Origin of the sequence: Paeniglutamicibacter kerguelensis, from assembly GCF_017876535.1 — a bacterium.
In the GTDB taxonomy this organism is placed as follows: domain Bacteria; phylum Actinomycetota; class Actinomycetes; order Actinomycetales; family Micrococcaceae; genus Paeniglutamicibacter; species Paeniglutamicibacter kerguelensis.
This window is the reverse complement of record NZ_JAGIOF010000001.1, coordinates 2,634,999-2,657,518: the sequence shown is the minus strand read 5'-3', so window position 1 is coordinate 2,657,518 and position 22,520 is coordinate 2,634,999. Positions and strand designations below refer to the sequence as shown.

Annotated in this window: 19 protein-coding genes; 11 read left to right on the top strand and 8 right to left on the bottom strand. The window is 67.0% G+C overall.

Features of this window, described 5'->3' with window-relative positions; all coding sequences use genetic code 11:
• Positions 1-84 precede the first annotated feature (84 nt).
• The 7 genes from JOF47_RS12165 to JOF47_RS12135 all read right to left on the bottom strand — a co-directional run bounded on the left by JOF47_RS12165 (position 85) and on the right by JOF47_RS12135 (position 7,783).
• Positions 85-468, bottom strand: coding sequence for a GntR family transcriptional regulator (locus JOF47_RS12165; protein WP_209998620.1), 384 nt, complete (start codon positions 466-468; stop codon positions 85-87).
• Positions 465-2,303 carry a hypothetical protein gene (locus JOF47_RS12160; protein ID WP_209998618.1) on the bottom strand — a complete coding sequence of 613 codons (1,839 nt, stop codon included), beginning with the start codon at positions 2,301-2,303 and terminating at the stop codon, positions 465-467. The genes JOF47_RS12165 and JOF47_RS12160 overlap by 4 nt, the downstream gene beginning before the upstream one ends.
• Positions 2,304-2,390: 87 nt before the next feature.
• Entirely contained in the window at positions 2,391-2,717 is a 327-nt protein-coding gene (locus JOF47_RS12155) for a GNAT family N-acetyltransferase (RefSeq protein WP_209998615.1), read from the bottom strand.
• 84 nt (positions 2,718-2,801) lie between these two features.
• The gene (locus JOF47_RS12150) at positions 2,802-3,761 is read right to left on the bottom strand and encodes an NUDIX hydrolase (protein ID WP_209998613.1); all 960 of its coding nucleotides are present in this window, start codon (positions 3,759-3,761) and stop codon (positions 2,802-2,804) included.
• 10 nt (positions 3,762-3,771) lie between these two features.
• Positions 3,772-5,985 (bottom strand): RNA degradosome polyphosphate kinase, encoded by a 2,214-nt coding sequence (locus JOF47_RS12145; protein ID WP_209998611.1) that lies wholly within the window; start codon positions 5,983-5,985, stop codon positions 3,772-3,774.
• Positions 5,986-6,069: 84 nt separating this feature from the next.
• Entirely contained in the window at positions 6,070-7,059 is a 990-nt protein-coding gene (gene mshD, locus JOF47_RS12140) for a mycothiol synthase (protein ID WP_209998602.1), read from the bottom strand.
• 25 nt (positions 7,060-7,084) lie between these two features.
• Complete coding sequence (locus tag JOF47_RS12135; RefSeq protein ID WP_209998600.1) at positions 7,085-7,783, bottom strand: response regulator transcription factor; 699 nt, start codon at positions 7,781-7,783, stop codon at positions 7,085-7,087.
• A gap of 287 nt (positions 7,784-8,070) precedes the next feature.
• Between JOF47_RS12135 and JOF47_RS12130 the strand changes: the two genes are divergently transcribed.
• The 3 genes from JOF47_RS12130 (at position 8,071) to ygfZ (ending at position 10,808) form a co-directional block, all read left to right on the top strand.
• The gene (locus JOF47_RS12130) at positions 8,071-8,793 is read left to right on the top strand and encodes a hypothetical protein (RefSeq protein WP_209998598.1); all 723 of its coding nucleotides are present in this window, start codon (positions 8,071-8,073) and stop codon (positions 8,791-8,793) included.
• A 338-nt stretch (positions 8,794-9,131) separates the two neighbouring features.
• Positions 9,132-9,731 carry a heme-binding beta-barrel domain-containing protein gene (locus JOF47_RS12125; protein ID WP_209998596.1) on the top strand — a complete coding sequence of 200 codons (600 nt, stop codon included), beginning with the start codon at positions 9,132-9,134 and terminating at the stop codon, positions 9,729-9,731.
• A gap of 3 nt (positions 9,732-9,734) precedes the next feature.
• Positions 9,735-10,808 (top strand): CAF17-like 4Fe-4S cluster assembly/insertion protein YgfZ, encoded by a 1,074-nt coding sequence (gene ygfZ / locus JOF47_RS12120; RefSeq protein WP_209998594.1) that lies wholly within the window; start codon positions 9,735-9,737, stop codon positions 10,806-10,808.
• 70 nt (positions 10,809-10,878) lie between these two features.
• On the opposite strand, the gene JOF47_RS12115 is transcribed toward ygfZ, so the two are convergent.
• Positions 10,879-11,607: a hypothetical protein gene (locus JOF47_RS12115; RefSeq protein WP_209998592.1), complete on the bottom strand. Its 729-nt coding sequence runs from the start codon at positions 11,605-11,607 to the stop codon at positions 10,879-10,881.
• 89 nt (positions 11,608-11,696) lie between these two features.
• Between JOF47_RS12115 and JOF47_RS22510 the strand changes: the two genes are divergently transcribed.
• The 8 genes from JOF47_RS22510 to sbnB all read left to right on the top strand — a co-directional run bounded on the left by JOF47_RS22510 (position 11,697) and on the right by sbnB (position 22,514).
• Positions 11,697-12,056 carry an NAD(P)-binding protein gene (locus JOF47_RS22510; protein WP_425354916.1) on the top strand — a complete coding sequence of 120 codons (360 nt, stop codon included), beginning with the start codon at positions 11,697-11,699 and terminating at the stop codon, positions 12,054-12,056.
• A gap of 11 nt (positions 12,057-12,067) precedes the next feature.
• A complete protein-coding gene (locus tag JOF47_RS12105) occupies positions 12,068-12,811 on the top strand; it encodes an integrase core domain-containing protein (protein ID WP_209998590.1) in 744 nt (247 codons plus the stop codon).
• Positions 12,812-12,869: 58 nt separating this feature from the next.
• Positions 12,870-13,079: a hypothetical protein gene (locus JOF47_RS12100; protein ID WP_209998588.1), complete on the top strand. Its 210-nt coding sequence runs from the start codon at positions 12,870-12,872 to the stop codon at positions 13,077-13,079.
• Between the two features lie 307 nt (positions 13,080-13,386).
• Entirely contained in the window at positions 13,387-14,460 is a 1,074-nt protein-coding gene (gene sbnA, locus JOF47_RS12095) for a 2,3-diaminopropionate biosynthesis protein SbnA (protein WP_209998586.1), read from the top strand.
• Positions 14,457-17,825, top strand: coding sequence for a Pls/PosA family non-ribosomal peptide synthetase (locus tag JOF47_RS12090; RefSeq protein WP_209998576.1), 3,369 nt, complete (start codon positions 14,457-14,459; stop codon positions 17,823-17,825). Before sbnA ends, JOF47_RS12090 begins: the two co-directional genes overlap by 4 nt.
• Positions 17,822-20,443: a non-ribosomal peptide synthetase gene (locus JOF47_RS12085; RefSeq protein WP_209998566.1), complete on the top strand. Its 2,622-nt coding sequence runs from the start codon at positions 17,822-17,824 to the stop codon at positions 20,441-20,443. Before JOF47_RS12090 ends, JOF47_RS12085 begins: the two co-directional genes overlap by 4 nt.
• Positions 20,444-20,475: 32 nt before the next feature.
• Entirely contained in the window at positions 20,476-21,450 is a 975-nt protein-coding gene (locus tag JOF47_RS12080; protein ID WP_342592763.1) for a TauD/TfdA family dioxygenase, read from the top strand.
• Positions 21,447-22,514, top strand: a complete 1,068-nt coding sequence (gene sbnB / locus JOF47_RS12075; RefSeq protein ID WP_209998555.1) for a 2,3-diaminopropionate biosynthesis protein SbnB — start codon at positions 21,447-21,449, stop codon at positions 22,512-22,514. Before JOF47_RS12080 ends, sbnB begins: the two co-directional genes overlap by 4 nt.
• Positions 22,515-22,520: the final 6 nt, after the last annotated feature.

Below are 22,520 nucleotides of genomic sequence, written 5' to 3'. Positions count from 1 at the left end.
CCATGGTGGCGGCATCGGCCTGGTTGTTGTAGATGAACGCGGCAACCCGCGGTGCGCCGGGGCCTTCAACTTCGTGCCTTGGCGCTAGTCGGTGGCGCGCAGCCGGCCCCGGACCAAGGCCAGCAGTGTCTCGTCGTCTATGCCCGCTGTACGTGCCTCTGCTACCAGTTCGGAGATCCTGAGCTCGATCTCGTGGTCGGCCTTTGTCTCGCCGTCGCCGGCCGGGGGGTGGGTGACTACGGTGCCGAGACGCCGCCGGCTCTCGATGAGTCCGGCCGCCTCGAGTTCCTTGTAGGCGCGGGCCACAGTGCCGGTTGCCACGCCAAGGTCTGAAGCCAGGGACCGCACCGTGGGCAGACGCGAGCCGTCGGCGAGTCGGCCGACGGCGATCAGCGAGGCGATCTGTGTGCGGATCTGTTCAAACGGGGGAGTGGCGTCGCGCAAATCGACGGTGACAAGTGCGCTCAACGCTGGCTCACGCTCAGGCCGTTGGTGTTGGGCATGGGGGACCGGTAAGCCGTGGCCGCAGGCAAGATGCACAATACTGCGCCGAGAATCAGGCACACGATCTGGAATCCGGAGGCGTCGAGCTCCGGATCGATGCCTTGTCCGTGGACCGCGTTTGCCGGCACCCAGTATCTGGGGGTGCCCAGGATGCCGGCGATGAAGAATGCGACGCCACCCAACATGCGGGCTCCACGGTGGGCGACGACGACGCGCAGATCATGGTCCTCGCGGATGCCGACTTCGCGCAGTGCCGGGCGGCCTGCGGCCATTCGAAACAGCGTCAGGGCCGACAATCCGGCCAGCAGCAGGAGTCCCAGCATCCACCACGCCGCGGCGGCAAGGGTCGGCAGTCCCTTCAACAGGAACGTTGCGATGCTCGCCAGTGCCGTGGTGAGGGCAACGGCCAGAACCACCGTGAACCAATGGGGCAGTAAGTCGGTGCGAGGCTTCTCCAGTGAGGTGCCGTTGCCCAGCCTGTTGGAGACGACGTAGGCGGCAAGCGCCTGGATGAGGAAGTACCCGACAATGACAATCAGCATGGAAATGGCGAAGGACGACAGTTCGGCCAACCTTGTTGGTCCGCTGGATGAGATGAGGTTCTGCACCCCCTGCCCGTCGACGTTGACCACTTCCCACGTCTGGCTCTCGGTGTAACCAGTGGTCCAGGCTGGAAGCATCCCCAGGAACGCGAGGGCAACGATCGAGGCGCACTGGGCCAGCAACAGGAAATCACGCGCTGTGCTGTAGGCGGCGGAAGGGGAATCCGTCAGGCGGGTTGCGGTGCCCGGCGAAACATGGTTCAGCGACGGCGGCCGGCAGGCCAGCACGATGATGACCAAGAGCAGCATGCACAAGGTGGTGGTCATATTGAGGGCATTGGTCTGGTCCTGGACAGCAAGGTCGAAACCAGCCCCGGGGTCGCTCACGGGAATGGCCCATTCTGCGCGGGCGCTCATGGACTCGGCCATGTAGGTCACGGACGCGGCCCCGAACCCGCCGACGATGATGATCGCGGTGCGCAGCAACCTGTTGATCCAGGTGGTGCGCAACACCGAGTTGCCCTCGTCATCCAGCGCGTCCAGCGGCGGGCGGCGCACCACGAGGGCCGTGACTGCGGCGACCGATGCCAGCACCAGCGCCAGCCCGCCGAGCAGGTAGGGGCCGACGACGGTTCCGGGGCGGGTGCCGGTGATGGAGGGAACGAACGGCTGGTCGGCTGCTTCTTCGGCCTCTTCCTCGTCCAAGAGGTTCCCGTATTCATCCACGGGATAGCCGTCCTCGTCCACGGGCACGCCGTCGATGTAGGTCTGGTCGTAGGAGCTGAACGACTCGGTACCCACCCGGCTCGGGGCGCCGGGGTCGCTCCAGGCGAAAACTATGGCCACGTTGCTGATCACCGTGCACACCAAGAGAAGCCCGGCCAGGAACTTGGGAATGACGGTCTTGATGCTGCGGACTTCCAGGGATGCCGAGCGCACGGGCTTGAGGTGCCGTGGCCAGGTGAACTGGCCCAGGGTGTAGATGATGCCCAGCCAGATGCCGGGGGCCGCGGCGTGCATGACCAGCGCGGGGGCGCTGGTTTCGCTGGGGTAGTTCGGGTCCGGATTGGCCCAGAGGTTGGCCAGCCCGGCCGTGCCGGTGGCGAGGAAGGCGATGGCAGCGGTCCACAAGGCGTGGCTGGAGATGGCCTTGGTGCTGTCGCGTGCGGCCGGGTTGGCGACGAAGAAGCGCAACACCACATAGAGCAGGGCCGCGGAAACGGCCAGCCCGACGCCGGTGGCGGTGAGTTGAGACAACGTGGACCCCCTGGATGGAACTTTGTCTCAATGTATCAATACATTGGGACAAAGTTCCATCGTTCGAGGGTCGTGTCAAGACAACGATCAGGCGGCGAGCATGTCGTTGTACTCGGGGTAGCGGCTCAGGTAGCCCTGCACGTAGGTGCACTCGGGAACGATTTTCGCGTTCTGCTTGCGCAGGTCCTCCAGCACCAACGTGACAAGCGCGCGGGCGTAGCCCTGCCGGCCGTACTCCTCATTGATGATGGTGTGCTGCAGCGTCGCCACGCCCTCCTCGAGGTGGTAGCCGAGGAATCCCACATAGGTGGGGCCCTGCCACAGGCTGTAGCGGCCGCGGTCCCGGTCGTTGTCCAACCGCAGTCCCTGGTGAACGATCTTCCGTGGGACGGTGCCGTGATTTGCAACAGCCATGATGCACTCCTCTTGTTCGTCAGGACCACGCCCCGCAAACCTCTCGCGGGGGCTTGCCTCCGAGCCTACATCCAAGACCTGCGGCTAGTCTTCAAACGCGTCGTAAACTTCCACTGAAACGAGTTTCCCCTTGCCACCAACCGGTTGATGGACCACCAGCAGGGAACCCGGGCGCAGGAACGGATCCTCGGCGGGCAGGAACGCGGCGAGCGATTCGCCCATCCGGGATGTCAGTTCCTCGAGGATCAGCGGCAACACCGGCCGGTGCGTGCACAGGACCTGCGACCGGCACTTGTCCAACAGCTTGGCAACGGCCTTCCGCGCCTTGCGCGGGTGGCGGTTGGCCTCGTGCTCGGTGGTGGAGTTCAGCAGCTTGACGGTGAAACGGTGCTGTTTCACGTACGGGGTGATGGTCTGCACGCACCGGGTCCATGGGCTGGACGCCACCCGCTCCGGGCGCCAGGCATCCAGCAGGCGGGCCACGGCTAACGCCTGGCGCTGGCCCGTAGCGGCCAGCGGGCGCTTGCCTTCTTCCCTGGTCCAGTTCGAGCGCGGCTTGGCCTTTGCGTGGCGCACCACCAGGAAGGGCTGGGTCTCCAGCTTCCCGGCCTTGTGCGCATGCACCAGCGCCTCCAGCGGAGCCATGTCACCGGGGTTGGTCAGCCACTTGCCGGCCATCTTCGGGGCGCACCAGCGCACGGCGTCGGTTTCCCGGCCGTCGGGAACGGGCTTGGTGCCGGGAGTCTTGGCGGCCCAGTAGTAGACGACCTTGGTGCCGCTGGCCACCTGGTAGGTCATCGCGGGAAGCGGGATGCCCAACTCGATGTCGAGCCCCACCTCCTCGAAGACCTCGCGGGCGGCGCACTCGGGCATGGTCTCGCCCTCGTCGAGCTTGCCCTTGGGCCAAGACCAGTCGTTGTAGCGGTCCCGGTGGATCATCAGGACTTCCAGCTCGCCCTGGTTGATACGCCAAACGATGGCACCGGCCGCGACCACGGCGAAGGCACCCTCACGAACCTCCTGGGAATCACAGGAGCGAAGCATGTGCACGGTTTTAGCGCCTCACTGCCGTCCGCTGGCGGGCCCGTGAATCCAGCAGCCAGGACTGGATGTCCTGCAAGGGCGCGCCGTTCGCATCCTTGTGGTGGCGGGTCCAGGCACCCTCGGCGTCAAGGTGCCAGCTGGCGGTTCCCGGATCCATGTACCGGTCCAGCAGCAAGACGAGTTCGGCGATGTCCTCGTGGCTGCTCAGCGAGACAAGCGCCTCCACCCGGCGGTCCAGGTTGCGGTGCATCATGTCGGCGGAGCCGATGTAGATCATCGGTGCCCCGGCGTTGGCGAACATGAACACGCGGCTGTGCTCCAGGAAGCGGCCCAGGATCGAGCGCACCCGGATGTTTTCGCTCAGCCCCGGGATGCCCGGGCGCAGCGCGCATATGCCGCGCACGATCACGTCGACGCGCACCCCTGCCTGGGAGGCCCGGTACAGCGCGTCGATGATCGCCTCATCGACCATGGAGTTCACCTTGATCACCACGCGGGCCGCAAGCCCGGCGCGGCGGTTGGCGATCTCCGCCTCGATCCGGTCGATCAGCCCGGAGCGCAGCGAGCGCGGGGCGACCAGCAGGCGCTTGAACGTGGAACGCGGCGCGTAGCCGGAGAGCTGGTTGAACAGGTGCGAGAGGTCCTCGCCGACCTGCTCGTCGCTGGTGAGCAGGCCCAGGTCCTCGTAGTAGCGTGCCGTGCGCGGGTGGTAGTTGCCGGTGCCGATGTGGCAGTAGCGGCGCAGCTTGTCGCCCTCGCGGCGGATCACCAGGGAAAGCTTGGAGTGCGTCTTCAGGCCCACGATGCCGTAGACCACGTGCACGCCGGCCTGTTCCAGCTTGCGCGCCCAGGAGATGTTGGCCTGCTCGTCGAAGCGCGCCTTGATCTCCACCAGCGCCAGCACCTGCTTGCCGGCCTCGGCGGCGTCGATCAACGCGTCCACGATCGGCGAATCGCCGGAGGTGCGGTAGAGCGTCTGCTTGATGGCCATGACCTTCGGGTCGTTGGCCGCCTGCTCCAGGAACGCCTGGACGGAGGTGGAGAACGAATCGTAGGGGTGGTGCAGCAGGATGTCGCGGCGGCGCATCGCGGCGAACACGTTGGCGGCCTTGGAGGTCTCTGACTCGTTCAGGTGCCGGGAGGTGTGCGCCAGCTGCTTGGGGAAGTGCAGGTCCGGGCGGTCGATGCCGGCGATGACAACCAGGCCGCGCAAATCCAGCGGGGCCGGGAGGGCGAAGACCTCGTCCTCCTCGATGCCCAGCTCGCGCACCAGCAGGGCGCGGATGTTCGGGGAAATGTCGTCGACCACCTCAAGGCGCACCGGAGGGCCGAAACGGCGGCGCAGCAATTCCTTTTCCAGGGCTTGCAGCAGGTTCTCGGCGTCGTCTTCTTCGACTTCAAGGTCCTCGTTGCGGGTGACGCGGAAGAAGTGGTGCTCGACGATCTCCATGCCGGCGAACAGGTGCTCCAGGTGCTGGGCGATCACGTCCTCGAGCGTGATGAAGCGAGCCACCCGGCCGGCGGTGTTGCCGGCGCGCGGCCCGTCCACGGAAATCAGCCGCGGCATGGTGTCCGGCACCTTCAGGCGGGCGAAGAGCTCCTTGCCGCTCACCGGGTTGCGGACCACCACGGCCAGGTTCAGCGAGAGCCCGGAGATGTACGGGAAGGGGTGGGCAGGGTCGACGGCCAGCGGGGTGAGGATCGGGAAGACCTGGTCGATGAACCAGCGGTGCAGCTCCTGCTGCGCGCGGGTATCGAGCTCGTCCCAGGTGGTGAGCAGGATCTGCTCGTTCTCCAGGGCGGGGCGGACCTGCTCGGCGAAGACCTTCGCGTGGCGCAACTGCAGTGCGTGCGCATCGCTGAGGATCATTTCCAGCTGGTCGATCGGGCTCATGCCGGCCGCGGAGGGCACGGCAAGGCCCGTGGCGATGCGGCGCTTGAGTCCCGCGACGCGGACCATGAAGAACTCGTCGAGGTTCGAGGAGAAGATCGAGAGGAAGTTGACCCGCTCCAGCAGGTGCACCTCCGGGTCCTCGGCGAGCTCGAGCACGCGGGCGTTGAAGTGCAGCCAGCTCAGCTCCCGGTCCAGGAACCTGTCGTCGGCGAAATCGCCGTCGGGCACCGGGGAGGGGCCGAAGTCGGGCAGCTCGATCCGGTCTTGGGTCGCGCGGGCCGCCGGTACGTCGGTGAGGCCCAGGGCGGTGGTGACTGGTTGCGGGTCCATGGTGTGTGCCCCTAGCTTAGGAGTGAATCAGGAAGCCGCATGCCCGTCGGCGTAACGTCGGGCACGCGGCTTTGCGTCTGGTACTTACTCTACCGAATCCTGCGCGCCCGCCGGGGCGTACATGACATCGACATCCCACTTGGTGAAACCGAGCTTCCGGTACAGTGCGACGGCGGCCGTGTTGTCCGCGTCCACGTAGAGCATCAGCGCGTCCAGACCCTTGCCGTTCAGGTGTTCGATGCCGGCCAGGGTCAGAGCCTTGCCCAGGCCGGTGCCCTGCGCGGCCGGGACCACGCCCACCACGTAGATTTCGCCGATCGCCTGGTGCTCCCCGGTGGTGGGGGAGGAGGTCGCGGGGTGCACCTTGGTCCAGTGGAAGCCCAGGATGTTGTCCGCCCCGTCGACGGCGAGCAGGAAGCCAGCGGCATCGAACCAGCCCTCGCCCATGCGGGCGTGCAGGTCCGCCAGGGTCATGGCGCCCTGTTCCGGGTGGTGCGCGAATGCCGCCGCGTTCGCCGCGACCCAGGCCGGGCCGTCGGTGTCCGGGTTGAAGGCGCGGATGCAGGTGCCGGCCGGGAGCGCCGGGGCGGGCACGGAGGTGCCGTGGACCAGGCGCATGCGCCACAGTTCGCGCACCGGGGTGAAGCCGAAGCGCTCGGCGAGCTTGGCCGCGCCCTCGTGGTTTCCGTGGGCCCAGGCGCGCAGCGCGGTGAGGTCCGTGTGCTCGGCCAGGGCCTCGAGCAGCGAACGGGCGATCCCGTCCTCGCGGAACGAGGGGTGCACGGCAAGTTCCAGGGTGCCCGGCTGGCCGGCGCTGCCCAGAACCGCGACAGCGGCGCCGACCAGCTCCGGCGAATCGTAGTCCGCGCTTTCCGCAAGGTAGGCGTAGGCGCCGAGGATGGCGTCGGTGTCCGGCTCGCTGCGCAATTGCAGCAGCGTCTGTTCGCCCAGTGGCGGGTTGCCGTCGGCTTCCTCGGCCGCTGCAACAAGCGTGCGCACCGCGCGAAGGACGTTTTGTTCCGGTGCGCCCTTGACGATGTCGATGGAGACTAGGGGGTTTCTGGCGGCGTTCATACCCCTAAAGATAGCGCCGCGGCCCCTAGGCGTCGACGACCTCGGGGTTTTCTTGGCGTTGCGGGGTGAACCGGTATCCGACATTGCGCACCGTCCCGATGAGTTGCTCGTGGTCGGTGCCAAGCTTGGCGCGCAGCCGCCGCACGTGAACGTCCACGGTGCGGGTGCCCCCGTAGTAGTCGTAGCCCCAGACCTCGTGGAGCAGCTGTTCGCGGCTGAAGACCCGCCCGGGGTGCTGGGCCAGGTACTTCAGCAGCTCGAATTCCTTGTAGGTCAGGTTCAGCGGGGTGCCGTGGACCTTCGCCGTGTAGCTTGCCTCGTCGATCAGGACGCCGGCGGCGCGGATCGGGGCCACCTCCGGTTCGTCCTGCGGAACGGCCCGGACCAGGGCCAGGCGCAGCCGGGCCTCGACCTCGGCCGGCCCGGCGGTGTCAAGGAATACATCGTCGACCTGCCACTGGCCGGACACTGCCGCCATGCCGCCCTCGGTGAGGACCAGCAGGACGGGGCGGCTGATGCCCGTGGTCCGCAGCAGCTGGCACAGGGTGCGGGAGGCAACCAGGTCCTTGCGCCCGTCGACCAGGATGATCTGTGCATCCTCGGCGTCCAGCAGCGCGGTTGCCTGGGCGGGCAGGATACGGACCTGGTGCGAGAGCAGCTCCAAGGCAGGAACGACATCGGGGGACGGCCCAGGTGCATTTGTCAGCAAAAGGATGCTTGCCACGGATGCCCCTCCTCAAGGTTGCGAATAAGAAACCGAGCACATCTACGGGATCGGGTGCATAAAAGCAGTATAGATTGCCGGGTGATTCGCATCGGCGCATGTGACGAGGGCATGCTCCCGGGATCCGAGCGCGCCGGAGGCACGCATGTGCCGGGCCCCGTCGATTCCGCTTCCCCGTGCGGGCCGGCACCCGCCCCGGCACCTGCCGCGCGGCCCGGGTTGGCGCGGTCCGGATGGGGGCACCCGGCGTCACATAAGGCAGGATGTAACTTGTGAGACTCAAAGTTTTGGCTACAGGAACCATTGCCCTTGCGCTGGTCATCGGGGCGAGCTACCTGCCCGTTGCCGCGGGATGGCCCGTGTTGGCGGTAGTGCTGTTGCTCCTGGGAGCCTTTGCCCTGGGCTGGCCGCGATTGCTGAAAGTGCCGGCGCCGAACCCGGTGGGCATTGTCATCTTCGTGGTCTCCGCCGCGGCGTCCCTGCTCGCCTTTTTCGGGGAGCCGTCCCCAGGCCTGATGTGGGTTGCCCCCTGCCTGGGGCTGGGCACGATCCTGGTGTTCCTCACCCAGCTCTTCCGCGGCACCGATGCCCAACAGCGCCTCGAATCCGTGGCCGTTGGCACCACAGGCATGGTCGTCGCGAGCCTCGGTGCGGGCTGGGTGGCGCTGGGCACCGATCCCCAATGGCGCGTACTCATGCTGATCTCGGGGCTGAGCATCCTCGGCGCCGCGATCCCCGGGGTGTTGCGCCTGCCGGACCGCATTGTCTTCCCGCTTGGATTCGTCTTGGCGGCCCTGATCGGCGGCGCCGCGAGCATGCTGGACATGGGCGTCAACGTGGTGCCCGCCATGGTGATGGGTGCGGCCTGCGGCCTGGTGGTGGTGGGCTGCCGGGCGATGCTGGTCACCGCCGGCGGCCCGCGCACCAATGCACAGGTTCTCGCCGCGGCCGGCGCACCGCTGTTGGTGTGCGGCTCGGTGGTTTGGTACGCCCAGCTCCTGATGGTCTAGGCCGCGGCCGGCTCCCGAAGCCGCGTGACCTTTGTCATGCGCAGGCCCTGAAGGGGCCCCGCCCGGGCGTTGTCCCGTTTATCTTTGTGACGGCCGGATGCCCTTTGCACGCATGGGAAGGGCGACGCGAAAGCGCGGGTCCGTCATCAAAGATCGGTCGGCGGCACGGAAACGGTTAGGATGGAGCCATGACTGAAAACTACCTTGGACTCGAGATCTTCTTCCTTTCCCTGCTGACCATTGCGGGACTGGGCATGGCCGGCTTTGCCGCACTTGTCGTGACCCGTCTCTTCAAGGGTCAGAAGTAATTTAGAAACGCAGCAGGAAGCACACGCGCCATGCCAATTGAGATCCCCACAGACTTGACCCCCGAGCTCGTACCACTTTCCTGGCTCCTCGGAACCTGGGAAGGCAACGGCCGCCTCGGCGAGGGGGAAGACGACGACGAGTTCTTCTGGCAGAGCGTGAGCTTCACGCAGAACGGCTTGCCGTTCCTGGAATACCGATCCGAATCGTGGGTCACCGACGAGCAGGGCACCAAGTTGCGCCCGCTTTCGGTTGAAACGGGATTCTGGTCGTTGGAACGCCCCATGGTGGACGGCGATCTTGGCCCGGGCATGATTCCGGGCGACATTGTTCCGACCCTGCGTTCGGCCGAAGACGTTGAAGCCTTGCGGACCGAAGACAACGGGTTCAAGATCCAGGCCAACATCGCGCACCCCGGGGCGATCTCCGAGCTTTATTACGGTGTCATCAAGGGCCCGCAAATCCAGCTGGCCACCGACTTGGTGATGCGCGGTTCCAACTCCAAGGAATACGCCTCGGCCACCCGCATCTACGGGCTGGTCAACGGCGACCTGTACTGGCGTTGGGATGTATCCACCGGCGGCAACGAACTGAAGGCCCACGCCTCAGCCGCACTCAAGAAACAGGCATAAACCATGGCGCTCTCGCCGTTGTTGTCACGACCGGCCGCAGTGGCCGGATCCGGGGTTGATGAGGGCGTGGCCGCCCACTACGGGGAACTGAGCGCCGAACAGCGCAGGTTGCTCGCGGGAACCGCGGTGGCCGACATGTCCCACTTCGACGTGGTGACGCTCTCCGGGGAAGACCGGTTGAGCTGGCTCAACACGCTCTCCAGCCAGATGCTGCTGGAATTGCGCCCGGGCCAAAGCGCCCAGACCTTGCTGCTGACGGTCCAGGGCCGCGTCGAATTCGACATCCGCATCCTGGCCGACGAGGACAAGCTGTGGCTGCTGGTCGAACCCGGCCAGGGCGCCCCGCTTGCCGCGTGGCTCGACCGCATGCGCTTCATGTTGCGCGTTGAGGTCACGGACGTCAGTGAGGACTTCGGCCTGGTCGGGGCCTGCACGCCGCAGCCCGCGCTGGAGGCCTACCCCTGCTGGGTCGATTCCTGGCCGGAGATCTCCCCGGGCGGCTACGCCTATTCCGTGGGGGAGCACCCGGGCGCCGAACGCCCGTGGCGTGAATACATCATCCCGCTCGGCGAGCTTGAGTCCGCCGTCGCGGACCTGCAGCTGGCCGGCATGATGGCCGTCGAGGCGCTTCGCATCGCCGCATGGCGTCCGCGCTTCGGCTTCGAGACCGACGAGAAGACCATTCCCCACGAGCTGGACCTGGTCCGCACGGCCGTGCACCTGAACAAGGGCTGTTACAAGGGCCAGGAAACCGTCGCCCGCGTCCACAACATCGGGCACCCGCCGCGCCGCATCGTGTTCTTGCACCTCGACGGGTCAATGCACACCCTGCCGGCCGTTGGCTCGGAGGTCCGCCTGGGCGAGAAGACCATCGGCAAGATCACCTCGGTGGCCACCCACTTCGAGGCTGGCCCGATCGCGTTGGCCTTGATCAAGCGCAACATTGATCCGGATGCGGCCCTGCAGGTCGTCGACGGGGAAGAGGCCTACGCGGCCTCGCAGGAAACGATCGTGACAACCGACGCCGGGCAGACCGCCGGTCGCTTCACCGGTTTCCTGCGCCAGCCGCACCAGTAGCGCTCCCGCCGGGCGCTCTGAGCCCGCGGGCAACCGGCATGGCGGCCTGCGACCGCACGGGCCGGTGCACTCACAAACCGTTGTGCAGCCGCACGCTCAGCAGGGAGCCCACGAGCTCGAACCCCAGGGACGTCGCAAGCGCGCTTGCGGCGTCCTGTCCGTCCTTGATGCGCGCCTGAGGAATCAATCCCTCGCTCAGCGCATCGTCGACCGCCAGCGCCGCCGCGTACTTGCCCAGGCCATAGCCGCGCATCGCCGGGTAGGTGAGCACCGTGGTGTCGGCCAACAGGCCGCCCGGGGCCCAGTAGCTCGCCGCGGCCACGGGATCGTCGTGGGTCTCGGAGAACAACACAAAGCACTGGTCGCAACCCTGCAACGTGGTGGTCGACGCGTCGTCGTGCGGGCTGCGTTCCAGCAACCGCGCCAGATCGGCCCGGGCGCCGGAGATCGAGACGTGTTCGGAATCGACGATCCCGAACGGGGCATCGACATAGGTCAGCGCGTCGACGCCCAGCGAACGCACCGAGGGGGCCTGCCCGCTGCCGTGCAGCAGCGAAACCAGTGCCCGGTCATCCATGAAGTGTTCGTCGGGGGCCGTGCGCAGCAGCGGCAACAGCTCCTCCGGGGCGCGGACCAGCTGGTGGTCGCCCAGGTGCAGGACCTGCACCATGTCGGTGCCGACGGCCGGGACAAAGAGGCGCACCGGGGCCCTGTCCGGCTGCAACGCCGAGTCATCGACGCCGAAGTCGCGTGCCCACGCCAGGGCGATGATGGCACGGGTGCCGAATTCAAGATTCACGTTTAGAGCCTAGTCCAGCGCGTCGGCTTTTTGTTGCCCGGCGCCCGTTCCGCGAACCGGGCCGCGCCGGACACGAACCGGACCGGGGCATGGACAGGACGGGTGGACGGCGGCAAGAATGGGCCAGCCGGCGCACCCGGAATTCCCGGGCCGCACCGCCCGGGTTCCCTGGGCCAGGCCGATCCGATGGTGCGAGGCGGGACATGAAGGCTCTGGTGGCGGGGGCGGGACTGGCGGGCCTCGTCGCGGCCCGCCAGCTGGGCTTGGCCGGCTGGGAGGTCGAGGTCCTTGAGAAGGCCGCGGCGCCGCCCTCGAACCGCGCTCACGCCGCCCGAAAACCTCGCCCACTGCCTTGGGCGAATCAGTGTAGGACCAATCGGTCAAGGTCCGTGCCGCACTGGAATCCTCCGGGCTGGACCAGGGACCCATCAACGTGCAAGACAAGATGAATTCCCTGGGCATGAATACACCGTCCACAGCCACGTTGGCGAGGATCTTTCGCGAACGGGACGTGGCCCGCAGCGAGCCACGGAAGAAACCACGCGCAGCGTGGCGCCGCTTCGCCTATCCAGCCCCCAATGCGTGTTGGCAACTGGATGCCACCGAATACGTATTGACCGTTGGACGAAAGTGCGTGGTCTTCCAGCTGCAAGATGATCATTCCAGGCTGGCTGTCGCCACGTTGGCCACTTCGGGGGAAACCAGCGAAACGGCCCTGGCGGTGGTGAAGAAGGGTATCGCGGCACACGGGGCACCCCAACGCCTTCTCGCCGACAACGGGACCGCACTAAATCCAAGCCGACGAGGCGCCATCGGCCAACGAGTCACCTACATGACGTCTTTGGGAGTCAGCATGATCACGGGCAAACCCTACAAGCCCACGAACCAGGGCAAGCACGAAAGGTTCCATCAAACCTTGTTCCGCTACCTGGATAAGCAACCCATGGCCAACTCATTGGCCGAATTACAAGCACAGGTTGATCGGTTCGACCTCATCTACAACACCCAACGGCCGCACCAAGGACTGCCCGGGCACATCACCCCGCAGCAAGCCTGGGATGCCACCGAGATCGCCGAGGCACCACGCCCGGACGTAACCAAATCACCGCAGGATCGTGACGCGGAGCCCTCAGATCCTTTGCCCCAGAGTCCTGCGTCGTCCGAGCCCCCTACTGGCCACGGAACCAGCTACGCTTTGGGCTGAATTCTCTGCCCGGTCGGTCACCGGCAGCTTCAACACCTCTGAATCGACCGGAGACCGGATGCTGAAGGTCTACTCCAACCGCACGATTCGTTTCAAGGATGTCGTTTATTCGCTGACCACTGGGCTGGACCACCGACAGGCGAGCATCACGTGGGACCCCGAGACGATCACCTTCGTCACCCTTGAAGGGGAAATCATCGCAGAATTTGACTGGCCGGCACCGGGAACCAAGCATCTGGGACTCAGATCTTCGCGAAGGTCATTTTAACGAGTCATGAACACGTAGAAAATACTCCGCACCCGTGCCGAACTGCTACCGATGTCTTGACTCATCGAGTGTCATCGAAGTCCTGATGCAGAATTGTCACCGATGCGTCGGGATATCACAAATTAGTTGAGGTATGCAGGAATGCTTGGCGGCATATTGACTTGAGGCAAGGCGGGGTTCAGTGTGAAGGCATCGCAACACTTGCAGCTTCTTGGGGTTCTTTGGGAGAAATAGCGATGCTCGCTGATTCAACCCGCCATTCCCTGGCGACCCTGACCAAGCTCATGGCAGGAGAACGAGGGAGATCATGTCGATTATCAAGGATCCGCACCTGTTCAACGAACAGAACCTATTCGTCGACCTGGAAGGGATGCTGGGCCGCCGCCTCTACCTGAAGATCGAGGGGTTCAACTTCGCCGGGTCGATCAAGCTCAAGCCCGCGCGGGAGATGGTCGAGCGCGCCGAGCGTGAGGGGTTGATCGGGCCCGGCTCCACGCTCGTGGAGTCCTCGTCGGGCAACCTCGGTGTCGCGCTCAGCATGATCGCGGCCAGCAAAGGGTACCGCTTTGTGTGCGTGGTCGATCCGAACTGCAATTCGACGACCCGGCAGCTGATGGAGTCGCTCGGGGCACAGGTTGACCTGGTCACCGAACCGGATCCCGTCGACGGGTTCCTTGGCGCCCGGCTCAACCACGTCCGGGAACTATGCGCGTCCGACGAGCGGTACGTCTGGCTCAACCAGTACGTCAACCCCGGCAACTGGGGCGCGCACTACCGCTGGACCGCCCCCGAAATCGCCGCCGAATTCCCCGACCTCGACGTGCTGTTCGTCGGAGCCGGCACTACGGGCACGCTAATGGGTTGCGCGCGGTACTTCCGTAAGCACCGCCCCGACGTCCGGATCGTCGCGGTCGATGCCGTCGGATCGGTCTCCTTCGGCGGCCAGCCGGCGCCCCGTCTGATCCCCGGCCTCGGCATGAGCGTGCGGCCGCCCCAGCTCGACGAGTCCTTGCTCGATGACGTGGTGTTCGTCAAGGAGCTGGACACGGTGCGTGCCTGCCACCGTCTGGCCGCGGGCGGGTTGCTGCTCGGCGGGTCCACCGGGACCGTGGTCCACGGCGCCATGACATGGCTCGCCGACCACGACGCCCAGGACGTCACCGCGGTGGCCATCTCGCCCGATCTGGGCCGCCCATACCTGGACACCGTCTACCAGCCCGGCTGGGTGCTCGACCACTTCGGGGCCGAATCGCTCGGCAGCGCTGGCACGACGGCAGACCCCGGTCTACGGTCTGACCCGGTGTCGGGGCCACAGCTTCCGGCAGCCGCCCCGTTGACTGATTCCGTGGCCACTGCCTCACTACGGAGGCTCGCGCAGTGAACAAGTCCGTCGACACGCCGCCAACGTCACCGGGTCCCACGACTCCGGTAGTTGCGACGAATCCCCCGGCACCCGTGGCACCCGCGGCTCCGGCCGGGAACGGCTCTCCAGCAACGCCGGCCACGGGTGCGGGCCTTGCCCTGGAGTGCCGGCTGGCGGATCTTCTCGCATCGGTGGTGAAGAAGGACGACGTCCCCGTGGACGCCAACTTCTTCTACGAATTGGGTGCGGACTCGCTGGTGATGGCGCAGTTCTGCGCCCGGGTGCGCAAGCAGCCGGACCTGCCGGCGGTGTCCATCAAGGACATCTACCAGCACCCGTCGATCGCGGCCCTGGCCGCGGCCCTGGCGCCGGCGGAACCGGCGATGTCGCCCGTGCAGGGCCGGCTGGCCGAGGTGCTGGGCGGCGTGCTGGGCATTGACCATGTCCCGGTGGACAGCGACTTTTTCCAGGATCTGGGTGCGGACTCGCTGGTGATGGCGCAGTTCTGCGCCCGGGTGCGCAAGCAGCCGGACCTGCCGGCGGTGTCCATCAAGGACATCTACCAGCACCCGTCGATCGCGGCCCTGGCCGCGGCCCTGGCGCCGGCGGAACCGGCGATGTCGCCCGTGCAGGGCCGGCTGGCCGAGGTGCTGGGCGGCGTGCTGGGCATTGACCATGTCCCGGTGGACAGCGACTTTTTCCAGGACCTGGGCGCGGACTCGCTGGTGATGGCGCAGTTCTGCGCCCGGGTGCGCAAGCAGCCGGACCTGCCGGCGGTGTCCATCAAGGACATCTACCAGCACCCGTCGATCGCGGCCCTGGCCGCGGCCCTGGCGCCGGCGGAACCGGCGATGTCGCCCGTGCAGGGCCGGTTGGCGGAGGTGCTGGCCGGTGTGCTGGGCATTGACCATGTCCCGGTGGACAGCGACTTTTTCCAGGACCTGGGTGCGGACTCGCTGGTGATGGCGCAGTTCTGCGCCCGGGTGCGCAAGCAGCCGGACCTGCCCAAGGTGTCCATGAAGGACATCTACGGCAGCCCGACGATCGCGGCCCTGGCCGCGGCCCTGGCCGCGGCCCTGCAAGACCCCTTGCAGCAAGACCAGCCGCAGGTGCTCCCACCAGTCCTGGCGTCAATGCCGGAGACGCCGCGGCCCATGGACGCGCGGACGTGGGAGTACGTCACCTGTGGCGCCCTGCAGGTGCTCGTCTACCTCGGCTACTGCATCCTCGCCGGCGCGCTCGCGGTCGTGGGGTATTACTGGCTGTTCCCCGAGGCGAAACCGGGGAACCACTACTGGCTGGCCCACGGGACGAGCTTCTGGGCGATCTACCTGCGGTCGATCGTCTACGCCGTGGTGGTGTTCGTGCTCATGTGCATCCTGCCGGTGGCCGCGAAGTGGATCTTTGTCGGGCGCTTCCGGCCCCGGGAGATCCGCATCTGGAGCCTGGCCTACTTCCGGTTCTGGCTGGTCAAGACCCTGATGCGAACCTCGCCCCTCTCGATGATGCCCGGTTCCCCGCTGACGACCTTCTACCTTCGCGCCATGGGCGCCAAGGTGGGCCGCAACGTGACGATCCTGACCAACCGGCTGCCGATCTGCACCGACCTGCTCACGATCGGGGAGGGGACGGTGATCCGCAAGGACGTGGTCGCCAACGGCTACCGCGCCCACGGCGGTGTCATCCAGTTGGGTGGGGTCACGCTGGGCCGGGACGTTATCATCGGCGAGGGCAGCGTCCTGGACATCGACACGGCGATGGGAGACGGCTCGCAACTGGGCCACCGGTCCACTCTGTACACCGGCCAAGCCGTGCCCGGTGGTGAGCGGTGGCACGGTTCGCCGGGCAGGGGCACGGATGTGGACTTCAGCACGGTCGCCGCCACGCCCTACCGGCCGTGGCGGCGGGGATGGTTCGCCGTGTCCCAGCTCCTGGGCACGGTGGGGCTGGGCCGCACCATGGTGGGACTGGTGGTCACGCTTTTCGTCCTGGCGTATCCACCCGTGGCGGCGCTTCTGGAGGCGCACCCGTACGCGTTCGCGGACTGGACGTTCTATGCCGACGCTGTCGCACTCGCTGGCCTGAGCGTCTTTGGTGGAACGGTCCTGGCGATGGTCGTCATCACGACCGTGCCGCGGCTGCTCCAGCTCGCGGTGAAGCCCGACACGGTGTATCCGCTGTACGGGCTGCGGGACGCGGCGGCGCGGGCGGTGGCGAGGTTGACCAACAGTCCCATGATCGGGAAGGTGTTCGGCGACAGCTCGTACGTCGTGAACTACGTGCGGGCCATCGGGTACCACCAGCCGCAGGTCCAGCAGAGCGGCTCGAACTTGGGCACGGCGTTCAAGCACGACACCCCGTTCCTGTCGACGATAGGCACCGGCACGATGATCGCCGACGGGGTGTCTTTCATGAACACCGACCACTCGGCGACGTCGTTCAAGGTCAGCCGGGTGGCCATCGGCGCGAACAACTTCCTGGGCAACGCCATTCTCTACCCGGCCGGGGCCAGGACCGGGGACAACTGCCTGCTCGCGACCAAGGTGATGGTCCCCATCGACGGACCGGTGCGCCACGACGTGGGCCTGCTCGGGTCGCCGGCGTTCGAGATCCCCCGTTCGGTCCTGCGGGACGCCCTCCCCGAGGAGCATACGGGCCGTGCCCGCTTTCGCCGGGACCTCTCGGCCAAGAACCGGCACAACCTGCGCACCATCGCGCTCTTGATGCTGGCGCGGTGGTTCAACGCCTCGGTGGCCCTGCTGGCGATGTTCGCCGGCCTCGAGCTGTCCGACCAATTCGGTTTCCTTGCCCTCAGCGCGTCGTTCGTCGTGGCGCTCCTGGTCGGCTTGCTGGTCCCCATCGGCATAGAACGCCTCGTGGCGGGGTCCCGGCGGCTTCAGCCCCAGCTCTGCTCCATCTACAATCCCTATTTCTGGTGGCACGAGCGGTACTGGAAGCTGACGGCCGAGAGCCGATACATGGCCATCCTCAACGGGACGCCGTTCAAGCCGCTGGTTTGGCGTCTGCGGGGGGTGCGGATCGGGACCCGGGTCTTCGACGATGGCTGCGGAATCATCGAGCGGAGCCTGGTGACGATCGGCTCCCGCTGCACCCTGAACGCCGGCAGCACGGTTCAATCCCACTCCCAAGAGGACGGAATGTTCAAATCCGACCACAACGTCATTGGCGACGACGTCACGCTCGGCGTCGGCGCCTTTGTCCACTACGGCGTGTCCATAGAAGACGGTGCCGTCGTCGCCGCCGACTCCTTCGTGATGAAGGGGACGACCCTCTCCCGGGGATCCGTGTGGGGTGGCAACCCGGCCGACGAGGCCCGTGCCGCCGCCACGTCCCCCGTCGCCTTGGAAAGGACCGTATCATGACCACCACTCCAGCGCTCACCTGCCGTACCGCCGGCCAATCGTTCGATCCGGTTGACGGCCGGCGCTCCGTCCCGGCTGCCGCACCGACGGCGATTCCCAGATGGACCCGGGACCCGCAGTCCGGCCAGGAGCAGGTCGAGGTGGCGGTTCCCGAAGACCTGCGCACCTCCGTCAGGCTGACGGCCCGTGCCCTGAAGACGACGCCTGGCTCGCTTTGGCTGGCGGCCCACGCGCGGGTACTGCAGGCATTGTCCGGCGAGTCGGAGATCGCCACCGGATGCGTGGACACGGCGGGTACCTGGCGGTGCAAGCTCGATCTGGGCCACCCGTCCTGGCGAGGTCTGGTCGCCGAGGCACATGACCGGCAGGTCCGGGCCGGCGCCAGGCCAGCCGACACCGAGCAGGCCGGCCGCGGGGAGACCCGTCACGAGGCCGCATCTCCGGGGTACGAGGTGGTGTTCGGCGCGCTTCAGCGCGACGATGAAGAGCTGCCGGAGGGCATCGTCCTCGGGGTCACCTTCCGGACCGTGGCCGGGGGCGAGGTGCTCCTGCTGCGGTACCGGCGGGACGTCCTCGACGACGGCGCCGCCCTTAGGATCGCCGGCTACCATCTGGCCGCGCTCCGCCAATTGGTCGCCGACCCCGAAGCGGAGCCCGCCGATGCCGATCTCGTTGATCCGGACGAGCGCCGCCTCCAGCTCGAGCAGCTGGCCGGACCCGAGCGGCCCCGGCCCCAACGACGCTTCCACCAGCTGTTCGAGGAGCGCGTCCGGCTTCACCCCGAACGCATTGCGGCGGTCCAGGACACGCGGGAGTGGACGTACGCGGAGCTGAACGCCCGCGCCAACCGGCTTGCCCGCGCCCTGCTGGCGCGCGGACTGCAGGCGGAGGACGTCGTGGCGGTCGTGGCCAAGCGGGACCTGGAGTGGATGGCCGCAGTCATCGGCGTCCTCAAGGCCGGAGGCGCGTACCTTCCAATCGAACCGCATTTCCCCGCCGACCGGATCGCCAGAACGATCACCCGGGCCGGGAGCCGGATAGCGCTGACCGAGGAAGGCAGCACCGCCTCGCTGGACGAAGCACTCGACGGGATGCCCTCGGTCACCAGGCTCCTCTTCGAGGACATCGAGGCCGAGGGGCACGCCGACGACGATCTCGGCGTGGAGGTGCGTCCAGACCAACTCGCCTACGTCTACTTCACCTCGGGCTCCACGGGCGAGCCGAAGGGTGCAATGTGCGCGCACGACGGGATGGTGAACCACCTGTACGCCAAGATCGAGGACCTGGGAATCGGCCCCGGCGACGTCGTCGCCCAGAGCGCCCCCCAATGCTTCGACATCTCGCTGTGGCAACTGGTCTCGGCCCTGCTCGTCGGCGGCCGCACACTCATCGTCGGGCAGGACCGCATCCTGGACGTCGAGCGGTTCGTCGACACGGTGGAACGGGGCGCGGTGGCGGTCTTCCAGGTCGTCCCGTCGTATCTGGATGCGGTGGTGGCGTACCTGGGCGGCAATCCCCGCACCCTGCCGCACCTCCGCTGCGTCTCCGCGACCGGGGAGGCCCTGAAAAGTGAGCTGGTCCGCCGGTGGTTCGACGTGATGCCGAACGTCAAGCTGGTCAACGCCTACGGACTGACGGAGACCTCGGACGACACGAACCACGAGGTGATGAGCGCAGCGCCCGCGGGCGGCTCCGTGCCACTGGGCCCGCCGATCCCGAACGTCCGGATCTACATCCTCGACGAGCAGCAGCGGCTCGTGCCGCTCGGAGCGCCGGGCGAGATCGCCTTCTCCGGGGTGTGCGTGGGCCGCGGCTACATCAACGACCCGGAGCGCACGGCACAGGCCTACTCCACCGACCCCTACGTGGATGGCGCGCGGCTCTACCGGGCTGGCGACTATGGGCGCTGGTCACAGGACGGCAAGCTGGAGTACCTTGGCCGGCGAGACAACCAGGTCAAGATCTCCGGGTTCCGTATTGAGATCGGCGACATCGAGAACGCGCTGTTGCGGGTTCCCGGCGTCCGCGACGGCGCCGTCGTCGTCGGCGCAGGCGGCGGGCAGTCCAAGTTCCTGGTGGCGTTCTACTCTGGCAACGGGCCGCTCGAGGTCGACGAGATCCGCAGCGAGATGGCCTCGCGGGTTCCGGGCTACATGGTTCCGTCGGCGTACAGATGGCAGGAGAGCCTGCCCCTGACCGGCAACGGGAAGATCGACCGGAAGGCCTTGACCCGCATGGCGCAGGAGGTCGCCCCCGAGGTCGGCACCCCCACGGAGGCGCTCACGGCCACCGAGCAGCGGCTTGCCGAGGCATGGGCGAGCGTCCTTGGCATACCGGCGGGTCGGATCGGCGGGCAGGACTCGTTCTTTGCGCTGGGCGGCACCTCCCTGTCCGCGGTAAAGCTCGCCGTCCTGCTCAAGCGCGCGGTGTCGATCAAGGACATCATGCAGACGCCCGTCCTGACGGACCTGGCGACCCTTCTCGGGGCCTCGTCCCTGGAGGATGCTGCCGAACCGCCCGCGCCCACGCCGGCGGAAACCGCCGCAGAGCCCGCCTCCATGCCCCGGACACCGGCAAGACACTCCAACCCGCTACCCGTAAAACGAAAGGACCTATGATGTCGTCTCCTTCACCCAGAATCCAGTTCGATGTGAAACGCGAAGCCGGCCGGGCACCGATGCTCGCCGTCGAGGTCGGCCACGACCCCGTGCGGTGGGCCGAAGAGAACCGCGAGGCGCTGCGCGCGGCAGTGGACGAGAACGGCGCGGTCCTGGTCCGCGGGCTGGGCCTCAGTGATCCAGTCCAGGTGGCCGAAGTCTACCAGCGGCTGGTCCCGGGCGGCCTCATACCGGACAGGGAGGCCTTCGCCACCAGGCAGCCCTACTTGGACGGCGTGTACTCGTCCCTCACATGGCCCGCGAACCAGCCTATGTGCATGCACCACGAGCTCAGCTACGCGCTCGAGTTCCCCGGCCTAATGCTCTTCGCCTGTCTCCAGGCACCCAGCGTCGGTGGCGTGACCGGTATCGCGGACGCCCGCTCGGTGCTCGACGCCATACCGGCGGACATCGTCCGGCGGTTCGAAAGCGAAGGGTGGCTGCTCGCCCGCAGCTACAACGGGGACATCGGAGCCACCTACGAGGAGGCGTTCGGGGTCGCCGACCGCGCTGCCGTCGAGAGCTACTGCCGTGCCCACGCGATCGAGTTCGAGTGGCAGCCCGACGGGGAGCTCCGCACCCGGCAACGGCGCCCTGCCGTGGTCCGGCACCCGGTGACCGGCGAACGCTGCTGGTTCAACCAGGTCGCGTTCTTGAGCGAATGGACCATCGCGCCCGAGGTGAGGGAGTACCTGGTGGACGTCTATGGTTCCGACGGGCTGCCGTTCAACACCCGCTTCGGCAACGGCGAGCCGATCGGCGAGGATATTATCGCCCTCTTGAACGAGGTCTACGAGGCCCACACCCTTCGAACGCCGTGGGAGACCGGGGACCTCATGCTTGTCGACAACGTGCGCATGGCCCACAGCCGCGAGGCGTACGAGGGTCCACGGGAGATCCTCGTTGGCATGGCCGAGCCACGCAATGCATTCGATCTCACTACCCACACCCAGGACGGTGCACGATGAAAGAATTCGCAGCTTCCCCAGTGACAGCCGCTGCGGAGCCGAAGACGATTCCCCCCTTCGCGGTCATCTCCGGAGCCCAGGTGCAGCAGGTGCTCCAGGGTCGTGAGAAACAGGTCGTCGAACTGGTCGAGCAGACCTACCGGGTGCACGCGGCCGGAGACTCGGTGAACCCCCCGTCCTACTTCCTGCGCTTCCCGGACCGGCCCACCTCGCGCATCATCGCCCTGCCCGCCTCGGTCGGTGGACAGGTGGACGTTGACGGCATCAAGTGGGTCTCCAGCTTCCCGGACAACGTGGCGTCGGGGATTCCGCGCGCCTCAGCGGTGTTGATCCTCAACGACCGGGCGACGGGCTACCCCTTCGCGTGCATGGAGAGCTCCATTATCAGCGCCTCCAGGACGGCTGCATCGGCCGCCGCGGCTGCGAACTGGCTCAGCCGAGGACGGGGGCGTCCAAGACGCATCGGGTTCTTCGGAGTGGGACTCATCGCCCGCTACATCCACACCTTCCTGAACGCGACCGACTGGTCCTTCGACGAGATCGGGGTATTCGACCTCTCGGGCGAGAGCGCGGAGGGTTTCAAGGGCTATCTCGAACGCAGCGGCACCCGAGCCCGGGTGACCGTGCACGACGGCCCCGAGCAGCTGATCCGGAGCAGCGACCTCGTCGTGTTCGCCACGGTGGCGGGCGAGCCGCACGTGCACGACACGACGTGGTTCGCGCACAACCCGCTGGTGCTGCACGTGTCCCTGCGCGACCTGGCCCCGGAGATCCTGTTGGCGTCGACCAACATCCTCGACGACGTCAACCACTGCTTGAAAGCCGGGACGTCTGCCCACCTCGTGGAGCAGATGGTCGGCCACCGGGACTTCGTGGACGGCACCTTGGTCGACGTCATGGAAGGCAGGGTCTCGCCGGCGGACGACCGCCCCGTGGTGTTCTCGCCATTCGGCCTGGGCGTGCTCGACCTGGCGGTGGGCAAGTACGTCTACGACGAACTTGCCAGCAGCGGCCAGCTCCGGGTGGTCGAGGACTTCTTTTCCGAGCTGCGTCGGTACGGCTGACCCGGC